At 43.4% G+C, this 25479-nt stretch carries 22 protein-coding genes; 7 read left to right on the top strand and 15 right to left on the bottom strand.

Annotated elements, in window-relative coordinates:
- Positions 1-105 precede the first annotated feature (105 nt).
- Positions 106-921: a PASTA domain-containing protein gene (locus DD657_RS03600; protein ID WP_021988866.1), complete on the top strand. Its 816-nt coding sequence runs from the start codon at positions 106-108 to the stop codon at positions 919-921.
- A gap of 17 nt (positions 922-938) precedes the next feature.
- Entirely contained in the window at positions 939-2006 is a 1068-nt protein-coding gene (locus tag DD657_RS03595; protein WP_021988867.1) for an RluA family pseudouridine synthase, read from the top strand.
- A gap of 224 nt (positions 2007-2230) precedes the next feature.
- Here DD657_RS03595 and DD657_RS03590 read toward each other — a convergent pair whose 3' ends face one another.
- The 4 genes from DD657_RS03590 to DD657_RS03575 form a co-directional block, all read right to left on the bottom strand.
- A complete protein-coding gene (locus DD657_RS03590; protein WP_118773129.1) occupies positions 2231-3553 on the bottom strand; it encodes a TolC family protein in 1323 nt (440 codons plus the stop codon).
- A 103-nt stretch (positions 3554-3656) separates the two neighbouring features.
- Complete coding sequence (locus tag DD657_RS03585; protein ID WP_021988869.1) at positions 3657-6707, bottom strand: efflux RND transporter permease subunit; 3051 nt, start codon at positions 6705-6707, stop codon at positions 3657-3659.
- Between the two features lie 46 nt (positions 6708-6753).
- Positions 6754-7827 carry an efflux RND transporter periplasmic adaptor subunit gene (locus DD657_RS03580; protein ID WP_021988870.1) on the bottom strand — a complete coding sequence of 358 codons (1074 nt, stop codon included), beginning with the start codon at positions 7825-7827 and terminating at the stop codon, positions 6754-6756.
- 139 nt (positions 7828-7966) lie between these two features.
- Positions 7967-8893, bottom strand: a complete 927-nt coding sequence (locus DD657_RS03575; protein ID WP_068692134.1) for a magnesium transporter CorA family protein — start codon at positions 8891-8893, stop codon at positions 7967-7969.
- Between the two features lie 482 nt (positions 8894-9375).
- Here DD657_RS03575 and DD657_RS03570 point away from each other — a divergent pair, with 482 nt between their 5' ends.
- A complete protein-coding gene (locus tag DD657_RS03570) occupies positions 9376-9651 on the top strand; it encodes a zinc ribbon domain-containing protein (protein ID WP_021988872.1) in 276 nt (91 codons plus the stop codon).
- A 6-nt stretch (positions 9652-9657) separates the two neighbouring features.
- A complete protein-coding gene (locus tag DD657_RS03565; RefSeq protein WP_287048507.1) occupies positions 9658-10527 on the top strand; it encodes an SPL family radical SAM protein in 870 nt (289 codons plus the stop codon).
- Between the two features lie 41 nt (positions 10528-10568).
- Here DD657_RS03565 and DD657_RS03560 read toward each other — a convergent pair whose 3' ends face one another.
- The 11 genes from DD657_RS03560 to DD657_RS03510 all read right to left on the bottom strand — a co-directional run bounded on the left by DD657_RS03560 (position 10569) and on the right by DD657_RS03510 (position 21876).
- A complete protein-coding gene (locus tag DD657_RS03560; protein ID WP_287048505.1) occupies positions 10569-11588 on the bottom strand; it encodes an endonuclease/exonuclease/phosphatase family protein in 1020 nt (339 codons plus the stop codon).
- 87 nt (positions 11589-11675) lie between these two features.
- Positions 11676-12683 (bottom strand): thioredoxin fold domain-containing protein, encoded by a 1008-nt coding sequence (locus DD657_RS03555; protein WP_068689608.1) that lies wholly within the window; start codon positions 12681-12683, stop codon positions 11676-11678.
- A 6-nt stretch (positions 12684-12689) separates the two neighbouring features.
- Positions 12690-13049, bottom strand: coding sequence for a carboxymuconolactone decarboxylase family protein (locus tag DD657_RS03550; protein ID WP_021988876.1), 360 nt, complete (start codon positions 13047-13049; stop codon positions 12690-12692).
- A 13-nt stretch (positions 13050-13062) separates the two neighbouring features.
- The gene (rseP, locus tag DD657_RS03545; RefSeq protein ID WP_021988877.1) at positions 13063-14403 is read right to left on the bottom strand and encodes an RIP metalloprotease RseP; all 1341 of its coding nucleotides are present in this window, start codon (positions 14401-14403) and stop codon (positions 13063-13065) included.
- An 18-nt stretch (positions 14404-14421) separates the two neighbouring features.
- Entirely contained in the window at positions 14422-15582 is a 1161-nt protein-coding gene (locus DD657_RS03540; protein ID WP_118773130.1) for a 1-deoxy-D-xylulose-5-phosphate reductoisomerase, read from the bottom strand.
- A 25-nt stretch (positions 15583-15607) separates the two neighbouring features.
- Positions 15608-16468, bottom strand: coding sequence for a M23 family metallopeptidase (locus DD657_RS03535; protein ID WP_021988879.1), 861 nt, complete (start codon positions 16466-16468; stop codon positions 15608-15610).
- 237 nt (positions 16469-16705) lie between these two features.
- Entirely contained in the window at positions 16706-17896 is a 1191-nt protein-coding gene (locus tag DD657_RS03530) for a mechanosensitive ion channel family protein (RefSeq protein ID WP_021988880.1), read from the bottom strand.
- A gap of 79 nt (positions 17897-17975) precedes the next feature.
- Complete coding sequence (locus tag DD657_RS03525) at positions 17976-20417, bottom strand: FAD-dependent oxidoreductase (protein ID WP_287048502.1); 2442 nt, start codon at positions 20415-20417, stop codon at positions 17976-17978.
- A 12-nt stretch (positions 20418-20429) separates the two neighbouring features.
- Positions 20430-20738: a thioredoxin gene (gene trxA, locus DD657_RS03520; RefSeq protein ID WP_021988882.1), complete on the bottom strand. Its 309-nt coding sequence runs from the start codon at positions 20736-20738 to the stop codon at positions 20430-20432.
- A gap of 85 nt (positions 20739-20823) precedes the next feature.
- Positions 20824-21123, bottom strand: coding sequence for an ArsR/SmtB family transcription factor (locus DD657_RS03515; protein WP_021988883.1), 300 nt, complete (start codon positions 21121-21123; stop codon positions 20824-20826).
- A gap of 201 nt (positions 21124-21324) precedes the next feature.
- On the bottom strand, positions 21325-21876 hold the full coding sequence (locus DD657_RS03510; protein ID WP_021988884.1) for an FKBP-type peptidyl-prolyl cis-trans isomerase: 552 nt from the start codon (positions 21874-21876) through the stop codon (positions 21325-21327).
- 149 nt (positions 21877-22025) lie between these two features.
- Here DD657_RS03510 and nadB point away from each other — a divergent pair, with 149 nt between their 5' ends.
- From nadB to nadA, 3 genes are read left to right on the top strand one after another with little or no spacing between them, the layout of a single operon-like run.
- On the top strand, positions 22026-23600 hold the full coding sequence (gene nadB / locus DD657_RS03505) for an L-aspartate oxidase (protein WP_021988885.1): 1575 nt from the start codon (positions 22026-22028) through the stop codon (positions 23598-23600).
- 27 nt (positions 23601-23627) lie between these two features.
- Complete coding sequence (nadC, locus tag DD657_RS03500; protein WP_021988886.1) at positions 23628-24467, top strand: carboxylating nicotinate-nucleotide diphosphorylase; 840 nt, start codon at positions 23628-23630, stop codon at positions 24465-24467.
- Positions 24468-24521: 54 nt separating this feature from the next.
- Positions 24522-25448 (top strand): quinolinate synthase NadA, encoded by a 927-nt coding sequence (nadA, locus tag DD657_RS03495; RefSeq protein WP_068689613.1) that lies wholly within the window; start codon positions 24522-24524, stop codon positions 25446-25448.
- The last annotated feature ends 31 nt before the right edge of the window (positions 25449-25479 follow it).

Here is a 25479-nt window from a genome sequence, read left to right as displayed (position 1 = left end):
GAAAAAGTAGTAGATAATTTAAAAATCTACGCTAATTTTGCATAGCCATCTTCACAATACAAAGATGGTAAAACAGAATCATAACGATAAAATGCGACCGGATTTATGTTATTTTCCAAATATCCTAAACTGACACTTCTTTTGCTGAATACATTAGCTGCCGTAATCATTACTGTAGTCATCGGATATTTTGTGTTGGGTGCACTCGATAAATACACAATGCACGGTCATTCAATATCCGTTCCGGCTTTTCAGGATTTGACCTGGGAAGAGGCTCAGCAATTGGCGAAAAAAAACAATTTGCGGGTCATCATTGTCGATTCGATATACGATGAAAAAGCCCTCCCCGGTACAATTCAGGAACAATATCCGATAAACGGAGCCAAAGTAAAGGCCAACCGGATGATCCAACTGACGGTATGTGCCCAGAATCCCGAACAGGTCATATTTCCCCAACTGAACAACTCTTCTTATCGTCAGACCTTACAAACATTGCAGGCAAAAGGATTTCAGATCGGAAATATAGAATATGCCCCTTCTGAATTTAAGAATCTGGTATTGCATCTGAAATACAAGGACAACGATATCGAAGCCGGCTCACTGCTGCGCAAAGGTGTCAAAATAGATATCGTTCTCGGAAACGGAGGAAATGAGATCAATTATGTCGCCCTTCCGCAACTATGTGGTCTGAAAGTCAGAGATGCAATCCGGCTTTTACAGGAAAACTATCTGAACGTCGGACAAATTATTCCGGATAACAGTTTAAAAAATAATTCGGATATCAACTCGGCTGTCGTCTGCTTCCAACAACCGGCTTTCCAACCGAATACGAATGTGCCGGCAGGTAGCTATATCGACCTGGAAGTTTCTCAAAATAAAGCCCGGATTGCAGCATTGGACTCATTGATCGTAACAGAATAATTTTACCGGAAAACGAGATGGTGGAATATACAGAAGAAATCGAAGACTTTGAAGAAGAAATAACGGAAAGCGAGGAAGAAATTCAAGGCCGGGAGATGTTCGAACACCATCGTTTCGAAGCCGATAAAGGGCAAATGCCTTTGCGTGTCGATAAATTCTTACTGGTACGACTTCCCCATGCCTCCCGGACAAAAATTCAGGATGCAGCAGAGTCCGGATGTATTCGTGTCAACGATAAACCGGTAAAATCCAATTATAAAGTAAAACCGAATGATGTCGTCTCTGTTGTACTTTCATATCCCAAAAGAGAGATTGAAATCACACCCGAAAATATCCCGTTGGACATCGTATATGAAGACGATTACTTACTCGTTGTAAACAAACCGGCAGGTATGGTTGTACATCCGGCTTTCGGTCATTTCAGCGGTACCTTAGTCAACGCTCTTCTCTGGCATCTCAAAGACAACCCACTGTTTACAGGTAACGATATCCGGCCGGGATTGGTCCACCGTATCGATAAAGATACCTCCGGTCTATTGGTAATTGCCAAAACAGAAGAAGCCAAAAGCCACCTGGCTCTGCAATTTTTCAACAAGACATCCGACCGGAAATATCTGGCTGTATGCTGGGGAAACCTGGAAAGTGAAACGGGCACCATTACCGGACATATCGGTCGTCATCCGGTAAACCGCAAAGTTATGTCCGTCTACCCGGACGGCAGCCACGGCAAACATGCCATCACCCATTATAAGGTCATCGAAAGACTGGGATATGTAAACCTGGTCGAATGTATATTGGAAACCGGCAGAACCCATCAGATCAGGGCACATTTCAAATACATCGGACACCCGCTTTTCAATGATGCGGAATACGGTGGAAATGCCATTCTCAAGGGTACGACATTCAGTAAATACAAACAATTCGTCAACAACTGCTTTGCTGTATGCCCCCGCCAGGCTTTACATGCGCAAACACTGGGATTTACACACCCGGCAACGGGAGAACGTCTTTCTTTCGAATCCCCAATCCCCCCAGATATGCTGCAGCTTATTGAAAAATGGCGGAATTATACCAGTGAAAGATAAATTATAATTGCAGATTGCAGATTTACGATTTTTAATTAATTCATCCTGAAAAGTTGATTTCATAACTCACAGCATAGCGTTAATCCGTGCATGAAACGACATCTTGATTTTAGATTAAATGTCTGACAATGAATCAGTTTGTCAAACATCAGCATTTTCTTCAAAACACATAAACACATCCATCCTCCTCCCAATCGTAAATCTAAAATAAAAATAGTTTTTCATCAATTGGTCACTTTTACCTGACCGCTGATTAACATCAATGAAAGTTCGGAAACCTTTGCCTGATAGATAGCCGACAGTTTACGATCCACCGCATCGATATAGCTTCGTTGAAATTCCCGGAACTCGATACCGGACAAAGAGCCCAACTTATATTTTTCCAAAGCGGCGTCCAGATTCTCAAAAGCCACATCTGCACTTTCATTTTCAAAGCTGACAATCTGCAGATTATTTTCATAAGTATTATACAATTGGGCCAAATCGGCCAATGTCTGCAATTCCGTCTCTTTATAACTCCATTCCGCATTTTCGACTTCCAATTCCGCATTCTTGATTTTACGGCGATTTTCCAGACGATCAAAAATATTCATCTTCAAATTAAAGCCCCAATAAAAACCGTTGGTCCGGTTCAAGGACGTCGTCGCCGAAGGCGTTTTCGTCCGGCTGTAGTTATAACCGGAATTAAAATCGAGTGTCGGAAAAAGAGCCGAACGGGCCAGCTTTACATCCATAGCCGATATCTTCTGATCCTTACGGGCAATCTGAAGCAGTGTGTTCATAGCCAGTGTATTATTATACAATTCACCATATATCAACGGTTCCCGTAACATTATTGTATCATGTACATACATCGCCCGTTGTAAATCGGCATTCATAATCATATTCAGGGATATATAAGCACTCTTCAACAGTTCTTTTTGTTTCATATACTTCGAACTATCGGCATTCAGGTCTATTTTTGCCTGCTGTAACTCCAAACCGGACAACACCCCCAATACATACTTGTCCCTGGCTTCATTAAAACGTTCTGTTGACAATTCCAGAGAGTGCTTCGAAGCATCCAATTTGCTATGTTGTACAATGACATTGTAATATGCCTCACTCACATTCACCGTCAGATTTTCCAAAGCCATCTGTGTATTCAACTCTCCGATTGCCAACATCTCCTGATATTTGGCATAGGTCGTAAACATGGCCATACCATCAAACATACGCCAGTTTAAAGAAACACCGGCTGAAAGTACATCGCTCGTCGCTCCGTTCACTTTACGGTCTTCCCCGCTTACAGTCGTCTTTGTATCGTTAAGTCGCTGAGTCTGCTGTGCATCAATCCCGACCGAAGGCAGAAAAGGCGCGTAATTGGCATTATTATCTGCGATATACTCCTGATTACGTACAATCTTTATGGAATAGTTAGCCTCTAACGCCTGTTGTATGCATTGTTCCAGCGTAACACGGCTTTCCTGCGCAGAAAGAACCGTACCCATAAAAAACTGAAAACAAAAAAACGTACACAATACTCTAATCCTTTTTCCCTTTTTCATCATTTTTCCTTTTTATCTTTCAAAAGGTCTCTCTCAACACTATTCAATCCTGATCCAAACATTTCCCCTATAACACCTCATTTTATCGTAAACCTACGCTTCATTACTCTTTCCCTTCATCTACCACCTGCATTTTACCTGCTGACAAATAAGAATAAATAGCAGGAATTACAAACAGAGAAAGAAACGTAGCACATACCATTCCACCTACTACAGCTATACCCATTGCAACTCGGCTTTCAGCACCCGCACCGGTAGCAATTGCCATCGGCAATATTCCCAATACCGTAGACAAGCTGGTCATCAATATCGGCCGGAAACGGGCGACAGCCGCATTTTTCACAGCCTCCAGCATCGATTCTCCCATCGCTTTACGCTGATTGGCAAACTCGACAATCAAAATACCGTTCTTAGACACTAACCCGATCAGCATGATAATACCGATCTGACTGAATATATTCATCGTCTGCTCGAAGTACCAAAGGGACAGCATAGCTCCGATCAATGCCAACGGCACAGTCAGCATGATAATCAGCGGATCCCGGAAACTTTCGAACTGTGCTGCCAACACCAGGTAAATAAATACCAATGCCAAAATAAAAGCAAACATCAAACTGGAAGAACTTTCCACAAAATCCTTAGAACTTCCCGACAAAGTCGTTTTAAAGTTATCGTCCAATACTTCTTGGGCTATCCGGTCCATTTCCTCCAAACCCTGTGACAAGGTTTTTTTACGGGCAAGTCCGGCCGAAACAGTAGCTGCAACAAAACGGTCATAACGATATAACTGAGGAGGCATCGAACTTTCAGAGGTCGTCACTAAATTATCCAATGCAATCAAATCTCCCTTGTCATTTCTGACATATATCGTCTGTAAATCAGAAGGTTTGTTCCTATTCTCCCGGTCGATCTGGCTCAATATCTGATACTGCTTTCCATTCAATATAAAATAACCAACCCGTTGCTCACTCATCGTCAACTGTAATGTCTGAGCTATATTCTGCATAGAAACTCCCATCACGGCAGCCTTATCCCGGTCTATATTAATGGTTAATTCCGGTTTGGTAAATTTCAGGTTCAAATCTGCCACTGAAAATACGGGACTCTTGTTAACTTCTTCCATAAAACGAGGTAATACACGCTTCAAATCTTCCAGATTTTTGGCCTGTATAACATATTCTACCGGTAATCCTCCCCGGCGCCCTCCGAAAGTCTGCTGTTGCGATACCATCGTACGGGCTCCCGTAAACTGTCTTACCTTAACTCCCAGTTCGTCGGCAATTTCCTGTTGGGTTCTCTCCCGCTGTTCCGGTTTCACCAACCACAGATTCAAAGTCGAACGATTCGTATTGCCTCCGCCGATCATTTCGATGATCATATCCTGCTCCGGCACTTCCTGCTCCACATAAGAAGACAATTCGGTCGTATAACGGTTCATGTAATCGAATGTCGCTCCTTCCGGTGCCGTTGACATCACCCGAATATTGGAACGGTCTTCCAGAGGAGCCATTTCAGAAGGTGTCACCGTCCACAAAAAATAAATCACAACAGCTGTAACACTCAATATCACGGGAGCCAAGAAACGACGTCTCATAAAACTATCCAACCAACGCCGGTAATACTCCGTCAAGCCATTGAAAAAAGGTTCTGTTTTCCGGTAAAACCAATTATCGGTGACATTTCTGGTCAGCAATTTGGTCGAAATCATAGGCGTAAATGTCAAAGCGACAAAAGAAGATATAATCACCGCCCCGGTAATTACAATACTGAATTCCCGGAACAGCCTCCCCGTTGTTCCCTGCAAAAAAACGATAGGAAAAAATACAGCCACCAAAGCGACCGTCGTAGCGATTACAGCAAAAAATATTTCTTCCGATCCCTTAAACCCGGCTTCTCTCGGAGACATCCCCTGCTCGATCTTCGTATAAATATTTTCCATGACCACAATGGCATCGTCGACCACCAACCCAATGGCCAGTACCACCGCCAATAAAGTCAGGATATTAATGGTAAAACCAGCCAGATACATAATGAAAAATGCTCCCACCAAAGAAATAGGAATCGCCAATACCGGTATTAAAGTGGTACGCCAGTTTCGTAAAAACAAGAAAATAATCAATACCACCAATATAAAAGCCTCGACAATCGTACTCTTCACTTCATCAATCGAATTCCGGATAAAGACCGTATTATCGAAGGCAATCCCGGCTTCGACATCGGCAGGTAAATCCTTCTCCAGATCCTGCATCACATCGTAAGCACGGTCCACAATATCAATGTAATTTGCTCCCGGCTGAGGAATAATCACACAAGCAACCATAGGTATGCCGTTACGCTTCATAATGGAACGCACATCCTCGGCATCCACCTCTGCAACACCGATATCCCGGAAACGTACAACCTTACTATCCGTTTCCCGGATAACCAGATTGTTGAAATCTTCAATCGTCATCAAACGTCCAAGAGTACGAATGGTCAACTCCGTATTCTCACCTTCAATACGCCCCGAAGGTAATTCCACATTTTCACGACTCACAGCATCCCTGACATCCATCGGTGTTACTCCGTAAGCAGCCAACAGAGCCGGATTCATCCGCAAACGCACCGAATACCGTTTTTCTCCCCAGATAGAAACACTACTCACACCATTGATTGTCTGCAAACGTTCTTTGTAATACTGTTCGGCATACATGCTCAAATCTATCAACGAACGCTGATCGCTTCGCAAAGACACCCCGAAAATCGGCTGGGCATCGGCATCGGCTTTTGTTACCGTCGGCGGATCCACATCTTTCGGTAAACGCCGCATAGCCCCGGATACCTTATCACGCACATCGTTCGCAGCCGTCTCCAGATCAACTTCCAATTGGAACTCCACTGTAATATAGCTTCGCCCGTCCCGGCTCGTACTCGTCAACGAACGAATACCCGGAATTCCATTTACAGCAGCCTCCAAAGGTTCCGTTATCTGAGTTTCGATAACATCGGCATTAGCCCCGGGAAAACTCGTCGATACAGAAATAATAGGCGGGTCCACACTCGGATAATCCCTCACCCCTAAAAACACCATCCCGACACATCCCACCAGCATCAGAATTATATTCATGACCGTGGCAAATACCGGTCGTTTTATACAGGTAGACGATAAACTCATTTTTTTCCAGTTACAAAATTACACCTCTTCTACTCGTTCTCAATTTCTATCTTTTCAGGCTCACAGACACATTCATACCTTCCCGCAACTGCATCAAACCACCTGTTAAGACTGTATCTCCGACTTGAATACCGGAAATCACTTCTACATTTTTCTCGTCACGGCTCTCTGTCTGCACAGGCACACTCGCAGCCTTCCCGTTTTTCACCACCCACATCCGTTTTCCTTCCATTTCCGGTACAACAGCTTCCGTCGGAATAGCGATATATTCATTTTCACCTCCCACCATCAGCGTACCTTTGGCAAACATTCCGGGCATCAATTCGTTTCTCCGGTTATCGTAACGGGCCCTTAATAAAATCATACGGGTCTTGATATCAATCAAAGGATCCACTGCATATACCTGTGCCGCATACAACCTGTCACTACCGGTTACCCGGAAATCGATTCTACGGCCGTTCAAATCCCGGGCCGCATATTTTTCGGAAATCGAAAATTCAAATTTCAGGACAGAATTGTCCACAATCGTGGCAATCTTAGAACTAGGCTGTACATAACTACCTTCACTGACATACCGGAATCCCATCACTCCGTCAAAAGGAGCCCGAATCTCCGTCCGGCTGATTTTCACTTTCAATAATTCGATATCTGCCTCCAGCACATTATAATCCGTCTGTAACTGATCGAAAGCCTCCCGGCTGATGGATTCCCGTTTCAATAAAATACGCTGACGCTCTAACTTCTCACTTAACAACTTACGCTGAAATTCTGCCCGGGACAACTGGGCCTGCAAATCGGCATCGTCGACCTTCAACAACAAATCCCCTTTCCGGACATAACTGCCTTCCTGAAAATAGATACGCCTTACCTTACCGACAATTTCTGCCACCAATTCTACCTCCTCATTCGCTAACATCGTACCCACAACCTGTATACCGTTGGAGGAATGCGAATTTTGGGCAACGACACCTTCCACTGTCAGTACTCCACTTCCTTTACGAGGCACAGCATCCGGTATTTCCGACTTTACCGAAAACCATCCCAGACGAGGAATAAAAATAATTCCCAACACCACCAATACAATAATAATGACTAATCCCCTTTTTATCCGTTTATTCATTTGATTTTCAATTTATTACAAATCGACATACAGAAACAAACCGGCCACAATGTGACCGATTTATTATTGGACAATGAAGATAACACAAAGTTTATCTGCATTTTGTTAATATTTTATTAAAAATCGTCTTTTTTTAACGTCAAAACCAATTTCGTCTTTTCAACCCCAGAAATGCAATTCCGGAAAACAAAACCGAAACACTGAAAATCAAAAGAAAACCATACGTTTTATCAGATAAAGAGTTGGGTACGTTCATGCCGTATAAACTGGCAATTAAAGTCGGTATCATCAGCAATAAAGAAATAGATGTCATGCGCTTCATAATCACATTCAAATTATTGGAAATAACCGAAGCATAAGCATCCATAGTTCCACTGAGAATATCACTGTATATACGCGCCGAATCCAAAGCCTGCCGGAGCTCGATCTCAACATCTTCCACCAGATCCTCATCGAAAAATTTCCGCTGAGAACGCAGATTCTTCAATTTAACCAACAAATTATCATTTCCCCGCATAGACGTTATGAAGAAAACCAAAGATTTTTCGATTTTCAATAAACGTTGTAATTCTTCATTTTCAATAGAGCGTTCCAGTTCTTTTTCCACTTGCCGGCTCTGGTTATTGATTTGCTTCAGGTACTTCAAATACCATACGGAAGAAGACAGAAAAAGCCTGAACAACAAGTCCCAGTTTCCGGTAAACGTCAACCGCTTCCGGTTTACATAGCGTATGAAATCCGGCAACATATCCGTATTAAAATGGCATACCGTCACAAAATAATGTTCTTTCATGATAAACCCTAAAGGCACCGTAACATACGGGATATCATTCCCTTTATGCCGGAACGGTATGCGCAGAATAATCAAAGTCCAGCCGTCTTCTTCCTCTATACGGGGACGCTCATCGGCATCTTCGATATCCGACAAAAAAGATTCGGGAACATTTAATTTTTCGATAAGATACTTGATATCTGCCGGAGTCGGCGCTTCAACATTTATCCAACAATCAGCCTGCCATGCTTCTTTTTCCTGAAAGCCCTGATCTGCCCAAAGGAATCTTCTCATAATAATACCCTCCATTCATTGTGAACAAAGGTCCTGAGAATAAACCTTTGCTCTGGTTAATACTGTTGATGATAATCGTCCATAGTTTTCATTATGAATTTTACGCCGCAAAAATAGCTTTTAAAATCCAAAGGAAAGAGTATTCATGTCAAAAAATAGAACCGTTTTTCTCTTTCACTGAAAACAATGACTTGTTTAATCCCTCATCTGAAATATTAAACATCTGTAAAAACAAAATAAAAGGTAGAAAGCAAACTTTTAAAAGATATAAAATTTGACTGGACCGGACAACCATTAATCCTTCCAAATTGTGTAATTTTGTACGCAAAGATGTCATTCGAGGAGTATATAAACACCCCGGAAGGGAAAGAAAAAAATAACAAAAATTTATATACTGATAAAATATCCCCATTCCATTCATTTTCAAACGAAAACGAATATAACGGTTAAACGAATTATTGATTATTAAAGCAAAAACAAGTATGGAAACAAAGTATTGCCAAAGCTGCGGTATGCCCCTGCAAAAACAGGAAGAGCTGGGTAGCAACAGGGATGGAAGTAAAAACGAAGAATTTTGTTGCTATTGTTATAAAGACGGAGCCTTTACCCAGGATTGTACCCTGGAACAAATGATCGAACATTGCGCACAGTTTGTAGCTGAATTTAACAAAAATGCCGGTGTTTCCTATACCAAAGAAGAGGCCATTGCCAACATGAAAACCTATTTCCCGACCTTAAAGCGTTGGTCCGGACAATAGAATACGATGCAATACATTGAAGCAAAATCCATCCTGTCCAGGTTAAAAGGACCGGATACCTGGTTTGGCATCACCTATAACATGAATCTATATAGGGGATGCCAGCATGGGTGTATATATTGTGATACCCGGAGTGACTGTTACAAAATAGGAGACATATCACAAATATCCGTTAAGCAAAATGCACTGGAACTATTAAAAAAAGAGTTATATGCCAAACGGAAAAACAAAGCTACAATAGGCACCGGATCGATGAACGATCCCTACATGCCGGTTGAAAAAGAATTACAATTTGTACGCAAAGCACTTCAACTCATAGCAACCGAAAAATTTCCGGTCCATATCCTAACCAAAAGTAGTCTGGTAGAACGGGATTCGGATATATTGCAAGAGATCGCAAAAATATATGTTGCAGCAAGCTTTACAATTACCTCTGCAACCGACATCCTTTCCTCACAGATAGAACCGCTGGCACCGAAAACGTCGGAACGTTTTAAGGCGATGGAACTCTTAGCCCATAAAGGCATTTACACCGGTGTAACACTGATGCCGATACTCCCCTTTATCAACGACACAAAAGAAAATATCCAGACAATCATTCACCGGGCAAAAGATTCCGGAGCATCGTACATCCTGCCGATGTTCGGCGTAACTCTCCGAAAAGGTTCCCGGGAATATTTTTATTCGGCTCTGGACAAAAATTTTCCCGGAGTGAAAGCCGAATATCAAAAACATTTCGGTGATCAATATGCCTGTTACAGTTCCCATTACAGAGAACTATCCGATGTTTTTTTCGACTTCTGTGGAAAATTAGGGATAGCTACTCAAATGCAATTCTATCAACCTTTGGCAGACGGACAACTCTCCTTATTTTAAACCGATAAAATAAAAATCCGATCCAGTGAAAAAATGGTTATTTATTCCCGTTTCAAATCGAGATAAATCGGCAGATGATCGCTATATCCTCCGTGATAACGGGGCCCCAGATAAGTCCGGAAAGGCTTGAAACCATAATAGGTTTTATCTTCCTCCAACAAAAAACGGGGATTAAATACCTGCAATTTCGGGTCGGTTCGTAAAACATGATTTCCATTCAGCAACGCCCCGGAAACAATAATATGATCTATCGTTTGCCAGATTCCCTTGTATTTATAACTGCCGTATCCCTGATTCAATAAATAATAACCGGTATTATACAAATGTCCGGATTGAATATGCTCCGTCCCGGAATCCTTTGTATCCAATACAACCGTTTGAGCCGGCCGATCGGCTTTACCATTCAAATCTCCCATAATAACAATAGCAGCTTCCGGATTCTTCGACTGTAATTCACCGACTTTTTCCTTTACTACGGCTGCCGCCCGTTTCCTTTTCCATTCGCTCCCGGCTTCCCCTCCGGACATCGAAGGGAAATGACAAACCATAAAATGCAAGGTATCCTGCTCCAATATCCCGGAAACATACAAAATATCACGGGTAAATACTTCTTCCTCCGGCGAAAAAGGAATCGGCAAAAATTCCTCGTCTATCACCCGGAACAGTGCTTTCCGATATAGAAAAGCCACATCTATTCCCCTTGCATCGGGGGAATCCCGGTGTACAATTCCATATCCGCCTTCAGTCAGTCCGGTCTTTTGAGTCAGATCTTCCAGCACACGCCGGTTCTCCACTTCACACAAACCGATAAAAACCGGAAACTCACCTTCTCCGACGGCCTTTACAACTTCAGCCAGCTTCAACAGTTTATCCGTATATTTTTCCTGATTCCAATGCAACCTCCCGAAAGGAGTAAAATCTTCATCCCGTGTATCCGGATCATCCTGAATATCGAATAAATTTTCCACATTGTAAGAAACAATCCGATAATGTTGCTGTCCTTCGGCAAATCCGGATAGTCCCCACAGACAAATGAATGTCAAAACAAACCGTAACAACATACTCTAACACCCTATAAATTAAACCGATAAATCTGATCCAAACAAAAAAACACCGATCGTAAAACAAGAGTCTGAATTGAAAACCGATTAAAAACCTTCTTTACTTTTCATCTTTACATAATCGGTCCATGTCATATTTTTATAAGTATCGCTCCCGATATAATCCAATATCATATCCCCCTTCCCCCTGTCCAGATAAAAATACAGACTTTCCATCAATTTTCCCTCCTCATCGAAAATATAGATACTCGGCACCCGCAATATTTTATCACTCAAAGCTATCGCTAACTGGTGCAAATTATTATTTTCCTTACCGGCATTGGCAAAACGATGAGTCATAAATGTCAGGGTATCCTGCGACAACACATCCAGATGCAAACAATAATAATATTTTTGAGCAATAGAGGAAAAAGTCGAATCGGGAAAAACCAGTTGCTCCATCATTTTCGAAGAATTACTCCAGGGAGCAGACAAATAAAGCAACACTTTCTTATTTTCTGCTTTCTGTTTATTCTCTAAATCCTGAAAGGAAGTCCAATAGGGTTCCGGCCGGTTCTCCTGCATCTCTTTTCCCGGTGTGAAAACCTGCTCGAAATCAACGATGAAATCATTGATATTCGTAGAAAAATAAGCATTCTCTGTAAAATAAATCAGGAAAGCCTCCATTTTGGCAACATCCAGGTACCCCGGTACAACAATATTGACATTTTCCTTATCATACAAAAAAACCGTCGTCGGATAAGACATCTTTCCTTTTAACATTTCGGCAGCCAAACTGCTGATGTAACGTTCACCGTTTTTCAAAGGCGGATATATTTTCCCCCGGAATTGCATCGTATCCGCCGATTCTGCATTTATTTTCACAGGATAAAAATACCGGTTGATAAACGAAACAATGGTCGGCTGGCCATAAGTCGTCTTGTCCATATGCTTACACCATCCGCACCAATCGGTATAAATATCGATAATCATCGGCCTGGGCTCTTTCGCATACTGCCTTTCAGCCTCTTCCAGCGTCAGCCATTTTATTTTTTCTTCCTGAGCAAAAACAGACGTTGCCAGCCAGCAAAATCCTATCAATACAAACAATCTCATGTCACATCAGTTTTCTTCCGTCTTATCTTCCGATAATGCTTCCCAATATTCCACAGCCCGACGGGTATGAGGAATAACAATAGTTCCTCCGACTAAATTAGCTACCGAGAATATCTCAAACAGCTCGGGGGTCGTCACCCCTAACTCAAAACATTTTTCCAAATGATATTTGATACAATCATCACAACGCAACACCATGGAGGTCGCCAGCCCCAGCATCTCCTTCACCTTCGCCGGCAAAGCTCCGTCCACATACGTATTCGTATCGATATTATAAATCCGTTTAATCACCTTATTATCAGCAGCCAGGATTTTTTCATTCATTTTCTCCCGGTATTCCCTGAATTCTTTTACTTTCTTATTCATTTTTATATAACCGTTATCCGAAAAACCTTACAAAATCGTTCACATTCGCCAAAATAAAAAGTCCGAGCAAAACAGCCATACCCGCAAGTTGAGCATACTCCATAAATTTTTCTCCCGGCTTACGCCTTGTGACCATCTCATATAACAAAAACAAAACATGACCTCCGTCCAGTGCCGGTATAGGCAACACATTTACAACAGCCAACATAATGGAAATTAAGGCTGTCAATTCCCAAAATATCTGCCAATTCCACACCCCGGGAAATATACTACCGAGCATCATCATCCCACCGACCGATTTATAAGCTTCTACATGGGGCGAAAACAATAGCTTGAGTTGCTTCAGATAAGAACCCAGCGTCTCCGTTCCCCGGTCGATTCCGGCAGGTATAGCCTCTAAAAAAGAATACTCATGAACGGCCAGTTCCGGTACCTCCGTCGATCCGAAATAAATACCGAATTTTCCCTCGTATCCCAGATCGAAGGCAAAATTCAAGGTATCTTTCCCCCGTAAGACGGTTGTCTTTACCTTGCTATCGGAATGAGCCGCCAGATAGTTGGTGAATTCGTCATAAAACCGGAAACTCTGGTCGTTCACAGCCAATATCTTATCTCCTTTGCGTATCCCGGCGTCATAGGCCACGGAATAGTCTGCAAAATCACCCACATAAGTACTGTCCATCAATTTCCGGGGCTCCAAAAAACGGGTTTTATAATTTTGCGTAGACATAGCCAACAGCTGGGCTACAAAAGATTCAGGCACTTGCAGATCGATCAGTTCGCCATCCCGTTTCACCTGAACGGTTTTCGGGGTATTGAGCAACATATCCGGAACAATATCGGAAAAACGTTCCACTTTCTTTCCATCCATCGCAACCACAATATCTCCGTTACGCATCCCCATATCGTAAAAAACAGTATCACACACGACCCCGTATTTGACATTCTCCGCAGGCAGATACGTTTCTCCCCAGGTAAATAAAACCATACTATAAATCACAAATGCCAACACCACATTCACGATTACCCCTCCCAGCATAATCAGCAAACGCTGCCAGGCCGGTTTGGAACGGAATTCCCAGGGTTGAGCCGGTTTCTTCATCTGTTCCGTATCCATCGACTCATCGATCATACCCGCAATTTTGACATATCCCCCCAAGGGAAGCCACCCCATACCGTATTCCGTCCCCCCCTTCTTAAATTTAAACAAAGAAAACCAGGGGTTGAAAAACATATAAAACTTTTCGACCCGGGTCTTAAATAACTTTGCGAACATGAAATGTCCGAATTCGTGAAATAAAACCAAAATCGACAAGCTTAAAACAAACTGCAATATCTTTATAAATATATCCATAATATTCCCTCTTTCTGATTACTTTCCGTTAGTCCTCACCCACTCTTCGGCCACAATCCGGATTTCCCGGTCTGTAGCTACATAATCGTCCAATACAGGTTTTACCATATAATTTCCTCTCTCCATAACATATTCGATCAGATCGGACATGCCCGTAAAAGACAGATGCCCGTGTAAAAAAGCATTTACGGCAATTTCGTTGGCAGCATTCAATATACACGGCATATTTCCTCCCTTTTGCATCGCCCGGTAAGCCAAATCAAGATTACGGAACGTTTTTCGGTCGGGTTCTTCAAATGTCAACGAATGACATCGGGTAAAATCTACCCGGCCAAAATCCGAATGAATGCGATCGGGATAGGTTAATGCATACTGGATAGGCAAGCGCATATCCGGCACCCCGAGTTGAGCCTTTATACTACCGTCACCGAACTGTACCATCGAATGTACAATGGATTGCGGATGTACAACCACCTCTATCCGGTCCGGATCAACACCGAACAACCATTTGGCTTCAATCACCTCGAATCCCTTATTCATCATGGATGCGGAATCGATAGTAACCTTGGCTCCCATATTCCAATTCGGATGTTTTAAAGCATCTGCCGGAGTCACATCTTTCAAAGCCTCGTAAGACCATCCCCGGAACGGCCCCCCGGAAGCCGTCAAAATAATCTTTTCCAACGGATTATTACCTTCTCCGGCCAAGCATTGAAAAATTGCGGAATGTTCCGAATCTACCGGAATAATCGACGTTCTGTACTGCCGTATCAAATCATTTATCAATTCCCCGGCAACCACCAGAGTTTCCTTATTGGCCAAAGCGATAACCTTCCCGGCCTTAATCGCATTTACCGTCGGTAACAAGCCGCTATAACCGACCGTAGCCGTTACAACCATATCCACGGTTCCCGCAGCAACCACCTGGGCCAGTGCATCTTTACCGGCATAAACCTTGATATCTTCCTCCTTCAATGCCTCTTTCAGTTCCGAATACTTAGCCTCATTGGCGATAACCACCATATTCGGTTTGAATTTTAACGCCTGTTCGATCAATAAACCGACATTCTCATTGGCCGTCAATACTTCCGCACAGAATAATTCCGGATTCGCCCCGATGACCTGTAAAGTTTGAGTCCCTATAGATCCGGTAGACCCTAATATTGCTATTCTTTTCATATTCATCAATATCAAACGGAAACACCTATTTAAATTGGATAAAATTCTCCGGATTCAGAGGATTACCGGCACGCCACAACTCAAAATGCAAATGCGGACCGGTCGTCTCTTCCCCGGTATTTCCGACAATAGCGATAACTTCTCCCGCACGCACATAATCTCCCTGCTTTTTCAGTAAAGTCGAATTATGCTTGTACACCGATACCAGGTTATTGGAATGTTGTACCTGTATCACATTTCCCGTTTTTATCGTCCAATCCGTCAAAATAACAACTCCATCCGCAATCGTAGAAACTTTCGAATTTGCCTTTGCAACAATATCCGTTCCAAAATGCCTGCTTTTTTCATCAAACCCCCTGCTGACGATGCCTTCCACCGGCGGAAAAAAATGATAATACTCGTGATTGTCTGTCTTAGTCTTTCCTACTGTCAGATTAAACCGCTCCCGTTCCTCTATTTCTGTCCTGAAATTATGCTCTTCCTGACTGATATTGAACTGGATGGTATCGTAATTCATTTTCAACGTATCGTTTTTTGCTTCCGTATAAGCTATTTCTTCCCCTTTCAGCACCGATTGCAGGGACTTTAAAAACCGCTCCCGCTTTCCCAATTCCGTCTCCAGTGAATCAACCCGCAAAGCATTTTCCGTAATCATCCTACGCATATTCCCGCTCGGATATCCGGGAATAAATTCTTTCAAACCGGTAAAAGCAATCAGTAAGGTCGTTAAAGTAACCAACACGACGGCTAATACACTCAAAGCCATCAACACATGTAACTGAGACAAACGCATTCTGAAAACTTCTTCATAAGAAGTTTCGTTTTGGATAGAAAGCTTGTATTTGTATTTCAACCTATCCCACAATCTTACCTTTTCCTGAGCCATCCTAATTATTTTAGCCTTCAAAATTAGCACAACAAATTGAAAACCGGAAATAATTTTCCACAATCGTATTTACTATTTTCAATTTCAAACAAGAAATTCCTTTCTGCCGGTCATTTCACAATAAAACAATTTAAAATTTACATTTTAAAATCTAAAATCAGACCAGCTTCACAGCCCTGCGACTTTCTAAACGGAAATCAGAAACCCAAAACCCGAAATCAGACACAACACTGTATATTAATTATTTACCGGCGTATATATATTTGTAGGATATTGAAATACTTTCAGATTAAAATGAGGAATAACCGCCAATACATGGTCAAAAATATCCGATTGTACCTTTTCATACGCCACCCACTCCTGCTTAAGTGAAAAACAATAAATCTCAACCGGAATACCGGTAGCCGTAGGCTGTAATTGCCGCACCATATGCGTCATATCGTTATTGATATCCGGATTGGCCTCCAGCCATAGTTCCATATATTGTCTGAATATGCCCAGATTCGTCAGTTTACGTTCGTCGAGCACCGTCCCTTTATCCTTATTCACCTGCTGCAATGTTGCAAGCATCTTCTCGATATACTCTTTCAAATAATCGGAAGTACGAAAAGTGTCGACTTCCTCTTTAGACAAAAAATGTACCGTACTGATATCTATACTGATATAACGTTCAATACGGCGCCCGTTCGATTCCTGCATTCCTCGCCAATTGATAAAAGACTGGGAAACCAATTGATAAGTCGGAATAGTCGATATCGTCATATCCCAGTTCTGTACTTTTACGGTATACAGATTGATTTCGAGCACTTCCCCGTTGGCATTGTTACTGGGCATCACGATCCAGTCCCCGATCCGGACCATTTTATTCGCTAACAATTGTACGCCTGCAACAAACCCCAGGATCGAGTCTTTGAATATCAACATCAATACTGCCGCAAAAGCACCTAACCCGACTATCAAATGCTCGGGCGACTTATTGACCATAATACTGATAACCACCACAGCAACGACAGAATAAACAAAAATCTTCAATACCTGGATAAATACGGTAATCGGACGATTTTTAGCTATGGGATAACTCTCGTATATCTTATTGATCGTATTCAGCAAAGTATTAAAAATAAGCATGGCGGCCACCACCATCCAGATATCGATCAACCGCCGCAATACATAGGTATATTCCCAGGTAACATAGTTCAAAAGAACATAGGCGGCAATCGGAGGTACAAGATAGGCCAGCTTACTGAAAGAACGTTGTTCGTAGATGATATTCTCCCATTTATTTTTGGTCTTTCCTGCTATTTTCCAGATCAGCCAGGCCAGACATTTATTGATTAAAAAATAAATAAGAATAGCTCCTGCGACAATGATCACAATCCGGATAACCAAATCGAACGTATCGGTAACAGGATGAAGTTCATGTATCATAATTTCGGGGTTTAGAGTCAATTACTGACTCTATTTTACGCCCCTTCCGGCGTAAAGTTGCACCCCGATATTATTTCGATCAAATGAAAAGATTCACGTTAGACTTCTCCGCCCGTTCCAAATAGGTCGCCACACCGCCAATCCGTACACCTTCCAACAATTCCTCTGCTTTTATCCCCATCACATCCATCGACATCTGACAGGCAATAAATTCAATGCCATTCTTTTGAGCCTGCTGTATCAGACTTTCCAGAGAGTCTATATTTTTCCGCCCCATAATATTCCGCATCATCCGCGATCCCAATCCTCCCATATTCATTTTAGAAAGCTTCAACTTCCGGCTGCCCGACGGCAACATCATACCGAACATCTTTCCCAAACTATCTTTTTTCACCGGGACATCGGGTTTTCGTTTAATCACATTCAATCCCCAGAACGTAAAAAACATAGTTACTTTACGGCCGGTTGCAGCCGCACCGTTCGCAATGACAAAAGAGGCCAGCGCCTTGTCCAGGCTATCACTGAAAACGACAATCGTTTTACCGTCTCCGCCAGACGGAGAAATTACCGGAGACTCTCCCCCTTTCTTCTCCAGCAAAGCCGTTATCACACCTTTGTCCTGTCTCAGTTCCACCAAGCGGTTTCCTGTCATCCGGGCCCAGGATTGCACATCTTTGGCAAAACCGGCATCCGTAGCCGTAATTTCCAATTGCTCTCCGGCAACCAATTGCTCCATGCTGCTCTTCAACCTCATAACCGGCCCCGGACATTGTAATCCGCAGGCATCCAACACCATCTTTCGTTCACCTTTTACATTTTCAGGAGATAAACTGTCTTTTTCTTCCGCTCCCTGTTCCGAAATCACATTGTTCTGTATCGCCGTTACCGCTTCATAAGTCTTCAAGCCACCTGTCAGATTATATACCTCATATCCCCGCTGCTTCAAAATCCGGGAAGCAATATATCCCCGTAAACCGACGGCACAAAACACCACGACCGGTTTATCAGCCGGAACTCCACCCAACCGTTCCCTTAACTCAGGTAAAGGAATATTGACAGCCCCTTCAATTGTATTTAGGGCACACTCTTCTTCGGAACACACATTAATCAGGGTGATCCGGCTTTTATCCATAGTCTGCAACTCCTTCCAGCCTATACTCTTTACAATACCCGACAATAAATTATCGGCAACAAACCCGATCATATTTACCGGATCCTTCGCCGAAGAAAAAGGAGGCGCATAAGCATGCTCCAGTTCGGCCAGATCGTATATCGTCCCGCCGGAACGAAGCACGGCTGCCATCATTTCCAAACGCTTGTCTGCTCCTTCATAACCGACGACCTGAGCCCCCAGCAAACGGCCGTTTTCGGGAGAAAAATTAATTTTCAGAGTCATCGGAATGGCCCCGGGATAATATCCGGCATGTGAACCGGCATGTACGATGGCTTCCTGAAAAGGTATTTCGAACCGACTGAGTAATTTTGCCGACAAACCGGTAGTCCCGACCGTCAGATCAAACACTTTTGCAATGGCTGTACCGATAGAACCTGTATATTTCCGATGATTACCGCTTACGACATTATCGGCACAGATACGTCCCTGTTTATTGGCCGGTCCTGCCAGAAAAGACAATCCGGAACGCCCGCTTACCGGATTCCGGAATTCAACAGCATCCCCGACAGCATATATATCCGGATGGGAAGTCTGTAGATATTCATTCACCTGTATACCTCCCAACTCTCCGATTTTCAATCCGGCCTCCTTTGCCAATCTCACATCCGGACGCACCCCGATAGAAAGGATAACCAAATCAGCCGTCAAACTCTTCCCGCTTTTCAGAACGACCTCCAACCCTTCCTTCTCCCGGCGAAAAGCCGCTACAGCCTCCTGTAAAAGCAAACCGACCCCTTTCACCTTAAAATGCTGGTGTACAACCGCCGCTACTTCGAAATCAACAGGGGTCATCACCTGGTCGGCCATTTCAACAACAGTCACCTGTATACCCCGCCGGTGTAGATTTTCTGCCATTTCCAAACCGATAAAACCAGCTCCGACAACCACAGCCCGACGAACATTCCGGCTATCCGCCCACGATTTTATCCGGTCCGTATCCGCAACATTTCTCAACGTAAAAATACCTTCTTCACCGATACCTTCCAAAGGAGGTCTTACAGGCTCCGCTCCGGGAGACAATATCAGTTTATCGTATGATTCCTCATACGTTTTACCCGAATTCAAATCCGAAACCGTTACCCTTTTGGCTTCTGCATCAATCCGTTTCACTTCCGACTTGACTCTCACTTCCACCCGGAAACGGGCATAAAAACTTTCCGGAGTCTGTACGAACAAACGTTCCCGCTCTTCGATAACCCCTCCGATATAATAAGGCAAACCGCAATTCGCATAAGAAATATACTCTCCTTTTTCAAACAATACGATTTCCGCTGTTTCATCCAGCCGTCTCAAACGGGCTGCGGCAGAAGCTCCACCGGCAACTCCACCGACAATAACATACTTCATAAACTATACCTGTCAATTATTAATATACTTTTCAACAATACCCTGTAATTCATTCAGCCGGACCACCCCGCTCTGCCGCCATAACATCTGCCCCTTCCTGAACAACATCAATGTCGGCACCGACTGTATCTGATACGTATAAACACTTTGCCGGTTAGCCGGAACATCCACATCCAGCTTGACGATTTTCACTTTATCTCCCAACCGGGCCTTCAAATCTTCCAGAACCGGATGCATCATTTTACACGGTCCGCACCAGGTAGCATAATAATCCACCAATACCGGAACTTCACTGCTGATTAATTCTTCAAATTTTTCCATAACTATCGATTTTTTAAATTAATATTCAAACATACATTTATATATAAAGACATTAAAATACGGTGCCTATTACACCGGTTATATTCTATTCAGCCTCACATTTCATCATACAACGCATGACATTCGTCACCCGGTCGTCGGCCAGACGATAGAAAGCATTTCTGCCCTCCCGCCGGATTTGCAGAATACCTTTTGCATACATATCCGTCAGATGATGAGAAATCAATGCCTGACTGCATCCGGTTTGCTCACAAATATCCGATACGCTCAACTCCTCATTTCTGGACAACAAACAGATAATCGCCAATCGGTTCGGATGAGCAACAGCCTTCAACCCATAAGCGATCCGCTCCAACTCTTCTTTTGTAAAACAACGTGTTCCCATTTCTTTATTTCATTTTCGACACAAATATATAAACATATATTTATATATACAAGCTTTTCACGATAAATAATAAATAAAATCACCAAATCTGCTGCAACTTACTCAATACCTACTTCATTGGTATTTGGAAACAAAAATAAAAACGGCTGCTTCAGGCAACCGTTTTTTAATTTTCGATTAGATTGAAAATAGCCGGGAATATCAATGACATCCTCCGCAACCGCAACTATCTTCGTGAGAATCGCATCCCCCTTCGGATCCGCAACCACTACAGCCACTACAACCGTGTGATTTCAGGGCTTCAAGCTCTTCTTCGGTAGCCTCCCTCACAGCCAACACTTCTCCTCTGAAATAAAGATCTTTGCCTGCCAACTGATGATTGAAATCGATCCGTACGTCCTCTTCACCGATGGAAACAATTTGTCCTTGTAAACGACGACCGATACTATCCATCATCGGCAAAGTATTACCTACAACCATATCTTCCGGCTCAACATCCTTAAAAATATCCTTCGGCAAATCCACCACCATATCCTCATTTACATCACCATAAGCATTCTCTGCGGGGATCTTGAAATCAAACTTATCTCCTACCTTTTTATCCAGCAGATTCATTTCAAAATACTCCAGTGTCTGCCCTTGTCCACAGATAAATTCCAGGGGGTTCTGGGCATCTGCAGCCTCCAGAAGCTCTCCGTCCGGCTCTGTTCTCAGCTCGTAGCTTACCGATACTACCTTATTCTTTGTTATCATTCTTACTGTTTTAAATTAATTTACTGCAAAAGTACGATAAAATAATGGAATAACCCTTTTCCGAAAGCACTCTTTCAAAAAAAACACCTGAATTCGTCCGCAATTTATAAAAAAATGGTACTTTCGCACTAATTTACATATTTCAGAAAATGCGTCATTACGATTATATTATAGCAGGAAGCGGATTAGCGGGCTTATACACGGCTTATCTGGCTGCTGCTTATGGGAAAGTTGCCTTGATTACCAAATGCGGTATCACGGAGAGTAACTCCTATTTTGCCCAAGGCGGTATTGCAGCGGTTACAGACGAAGACGACGCCCCGGCTCTGCATTTCGAAGATACGATTATTGCCGGCCGAGGCTTGTGCGATCATCCCTCCGTCAATATTCTGGTCAATGAGGGACCGCAACGGATACAGGACCTGATCAATGCCGGTATGCATTTCGATATGGAAGACGGGAGTCTGGCTTTGGGCCTGGAAGGCGGGCATCATAAAAAACGGATCTTACATGCAGGCGGAGACGCAACCGGCAGAATGGTCACCAGCTTTATGATCGGAAAGGTCATCAACAATCCGAACATCGATATTTACGAAAATCATTCGGTAATCGGATTGTTAAAAGACGGTGAATCCTGCTACGGGGTACGTTCCTGGAACCTGACGACAGAAAAAGAAGAATTGTTTTTATCAAAACATACCTTCCTGACTTTAGGAGGCACTTCAGCCATCTATAAACGTACAACCAACCCCCATACCACTATCGGCGACGGCTTAGCCTTGGCCTACAATGCGGGATGTGAAATTGCCGACATGGAATTTATTCAATTCCATCCTTCGGCTATCTCTACCGATTCGGAAGAGGCGTTTCTTGTCAGCGAGGCTGTACGAGGCGAAGGTGCCCACCTCATTAACCAACAGGGGGAACGTTTTATGCCGGCCATACACGAACTGGCAGAATTGGCCCCGCGGGACATCGTTGCCCAATCCATTTACCGGCAATTGCAAATACACAAACAGGACTTTGTCTGGTTATCACTCAAACACCTGGACCCGGAAATGGTAAAACGCCGTTTCCCTAACATCTACGAAAAGTGTAAAGAACTCGGGATCGATATGTGCGACCGTATACCGGTTGCTCCGGCTGCTCATTATACGGTCGGGGGCGTACGGACCGATATCAACGGACAAACGAATATTAAAAACCTGTTCGTATGCGGGGAACTGGCTTCCTCCGGCATCATGGGTGCCAATCGACTGGCCTCCAATTCTCTGATCGAATGCCTTGTTTTCGGAAAACGGGCTGTGGAAAAGGCCCGCCAGGATGTTGTGGCCTCGAAAGTACCCGATTTCAGGACCGTATATCACTGCAACGATAATTTAGCAGAAAATTACATCCGGCTGAAAAGAGAAATTGCCATTATTATGACCGAACATGCCGGTATCATCCGCAATGAAACCCTGCTTCGGGAAGGATTGGACAAACTGGAAAAATTGAAACGGGAAATTCCGGAAGAACAAAACGAATATTACACCCTGACCAGTCAGAATCTTATTACGGTTGCGGAGTTGATTATCCGTTCTGCTATCTATCGGAAAGAAAGCCGTGGCGGACATTACCGGGAGGATTTTCCGCAAAGCGACGATTCTTATATCTGCCACATTGTCCAGCAAACCGGTAAAGAGATACGTACTCTTCCCGTAGAAACCCATTGTAAAGCCTGAATTATAACCTTAGAAATAATTACAATTATGGAATATAATAAACTGATTGATCGTCTGATCGACCTGGCTATAGAAGAAGATATCGCCAGCGGAGACGTCACAACAGAAGCAATTATACCGGCCCATTCACGTGCCGTTGCTGAAATGAAAATGAAAGCCGACGGCGTTATTTCCGGTTTGGAAATCATTCGTCGTGTATACGAACGGTTTGAAAAGGATATCGTATGGCAACCTCTGGTAAAAGACGGAGACACAGTACGCAAAGGAGACATTATTCTACGTATCGAAGCCAGTTACCGCTGCCTGCTGCTCGGAGAACGCCTTTCGCTCAACATACTGCAACGCATGAGCGGTATTGCCACTGAAACAGCCAAATATGTAAAAGAACTGGCCGGAACACATACCCAATTGCTGGATACCCGCAAAACAGCCCCGGGACTACGGGTGCTCGACAAACTTGCTGTAAAGCAGGGAGGCGGTACGAACCACCGGATGGGATTATACGACATGTCGATGATCAAAGACAACCACATCAAAGTGGCCGGAGGTATCACCAATGCCGTCAACGCAGTAAGACCCAAACTGGCTCCGGGCATAAAAATCGAAGTCGAAACGACCAATCTGGATGAAGTACGTGAAGCACTGGCTGCTCATGCCGACATCATTATGCTCGACAATATGAGTACAGCCGATATGACGGAAGCCGTAAAAATCATTGCCGGAAAAGCCAAAACGGAAGCTTCCGGAAACATGAGTATCCCACGGCTGAAAGAAGTTGCAGCCACCGGTGTCGATTTTATCAGTGTCGGGGCCCTCACCCACTCTGTTACAGCACTGGATATCAGCATGAACATTAAAAACAATTAACACTTTTACCTTTCCCCTTTCTTTGCTATCTTTGGGGGTGAAAACGGAGGATTTATGACACACAATGAGATCATCGACAAGATCGGGCAATTGAAAAAAGAAAAGAATGCCGTTATCCTGGCACATTATTATACCCGTCCCGAAGTTCAGGACATTGCCGACTACCTGGGCGACTCCCTGGGATTATCACAGGAAGCCGGAAAAACATCGGCAGATATCATCGTCTTTTGCGGAGTACACTTCATGGCAGAAACAGCCTCGATCATCTCCCCCGGAAAGACGGTACTGATTCCGGCACAACATGCCGGCTGTTCACTGGCAGAAAGTCTGACGGGATATGAGCTGCGGGAATGGAAAAAAGCCAATCCGGACGGTATTGTCGTCAGCTATGTCAATACAACGGCTGAAGTAAAAGCCTGGACCGATATATGCTGTACCTCTGCCAATGCCTTAAAGGTAGTTGAAAGTCTGCCGCAGGACAAAAAGATTTTATTCGTACCGGATAAAAACCTCGGGGCCTGGATCCAGAAAAAGACAGGACGCCAAATGGAACTATGGAGCGGCGACTGTTGTGTACATGAAAAAATCACCACAGAAATGATACTGGCCAAAAGTCAGGAATATCCGGAAGCCGATATTCTGATTCATCCCGAATCCAATTGTTCACACGACGACCGTATTCTCAATCTTCCGCAAGCCTATATGTATTCTACGGCAGGAATGATCCGGCATGCAGCCGCTTCTCCGAAGAAACAATTTATCATTGCCACAGAAATAGAAACCATTCACAAATTACAGAAAGACAATCCGGACAAGGAATTTATTCCGATTCATCCGAAAACCATCTGTGGACAGATGAAAAAAGTAACTCTGGAAAATGTCCTGGAAGCGCTCGAAAAAGAACAATATGTGGTAAAAGTTCCGGAAGATATCCGCCAAAGGGCCTGGTTACCCATTGAAAGAATGTTGAAAATACATTGAATAAATACACGTAATAATAACACACGATAAA

It is taken from the genome of Culturomica sp. (genome assembly GCF_003524185.1).
In the GTDB taxonomy this organism is placed as follows: Bacteria; Bacteroidota; Bacteroidia; order Bacteroidales; family Marinifilaceae; genus Culturomica; species Culturomica massiliensis.
Note: the sequence above shows the minus strand (reverse complement) of the source record. Positions and strands in the feature narration are given on the sequence as shown.

Bases quoted from the DNA above. Each gene is read 5' to 3' on its own strand.
- DD657_RS03600 (WP_021988866.1), top strand. From the start codon at position 106: ATGTTATTTTCCAAATATCCTAAACTGACACTTCTTTTGCTGAATACA.
- DD657_RS03595 (WP_021988867.1), top strand. From the start codon at position 939: ATGGTGGAATATACAGAAGAAATCGAAGACTTTGAAGAAGAAATAACG.
- DD657_RS03590 (WP_118773129.1), bottom strand. From the start codon at position 3,553: ATGAAAAAGGGAAAAAGGATTAGAGTATTGTGTACGTTTTTTTGTTTT.
- DD657_RS03585 (WP_021988869.1), bottom strand. From the start codon at position 6,707: ATGAGTTTATCGTCTACCTGTATAAAACGACCGGTATTTGCCACGGTC.
- DD657_RS03580 (WP_021988870.1), bottom strand. From the start codon at position 7,827: ATGAATAAACGGATAAAAAGGGGATTAGTCATTATTATTGTATTGGTG.
- DD657_RS03575 (WP_068692134.1), bottom strand. From the start codon at position 8,893: ATGAGAAGATTCCTTTGGGCAGATCAGGGCTTTCAGGAAAAAGAAGCA.
- DD657_RS03570 (WP_021988872.1), top strand. From the start codon at position 9,376: ATGGAAACAAAGTATTGCCAAAGCTGCGGTATGCCCCTGCAAAAACAG.
- DD657_RS03565 (WP_287048507.1), top strand. From the start codon at position 9,658: ATGCAATACATTGAAGCAAAATCCATCCTGTCCAGGTTAAAAGGACCG.
- DD657_RS03560 (WP_287048505.1), bottom strand. From the start codon at position 11,588: ATGTTGTTACGGTTTGTTTTGACATTCATTTGTCTGTGGGGACTATCC.
- DD657_RS03555 (WP_068689608.1), bottom strand. From the start codon at position 12,683: ATGAGATTGTTTGTATTGATAGGATTTTGCTGGCTGGCAACGTCTGTT.
- DD657_RS03550 (WP_021988876.1), bottom strand. From the start codon at position 13,049: ATGAATAAGAAAGTAAAAGAATTCAGGGAATACCGGGAGAAAATGAAT.
- rseP (WP_021988877.1), bottom strand. From the start codon at position 14,403: ATGGATATATTTATAAAGATATTGCAGTTTGTTTTAAGCTTGTCGATT.
- DD657_RS03540 (WP_118773130.1), bottom strand. From the start codon at position 15,582: ATGAAAAGAATAGCAATATTAGGGTCTACCGGATCTATAGGGACTCAA.
- DD657_RS03535 (WP_021988879.1), bottom strand. From the start codon at position 16,468: ATGGCTCAGGAAAAGGTAAGATTGTGGGATAGGTTGAAATACAAATAC.
- DD657_RS03530 (WP_021988880.1), bottom strand. From the start codon at position 17,896: ATGATACATGAACTTCATCCTGTTACCGATACGTTCGATTTGGTTATC.
- DD657_RS03525 (WP_287048502.1), bottom strand. From the start codon at position 20,417: ATGAAGTATGTTATTGTCGGTGGAGTTGCCGGTGGAGCTTCTGCCGCA.
- trxA (WP_021988882.1), bottom strand. From the start codon at position 20,738: ATGGAAAAATTTGAAGAATTAATCAGCAGTGAAGTTCCGGTATTGGTG.
- DD657_RS03515 (WP_021988883.1), bottom strand. From the start codon at position 21,123: ATGGGAACACGTTGTTTTACAAAAGAAGAGTTGGAGCGGATCGCTTAT.
- DD657_RS03510 (WP_021988884.1), bottom strand. From the start codon at position 21,876: ATGATAACAAAGAATAAGGTAGTATCGGTAAGCTACGAGCTGAGAACA.
- nadB (WP_021988885.1), top strand. From the start codon at position 22,026: ATGCGTCATTACGATTATATTATAGCAGGAAGCGGATTAGCGGGCTTA.
- nadC (WP_021988886.1), top strand. From the start codon at position 23,628: ATGGAATATAATAAACTGATTGATCGTCTGATCGACCTGGCTATAGAA.
- nadA (WP_068689613.1), top strand. From the start codon at position 24,522: ATGACACACAATGAGATCATCGACAAGATCGGGCAATTGAAAAAAGAA.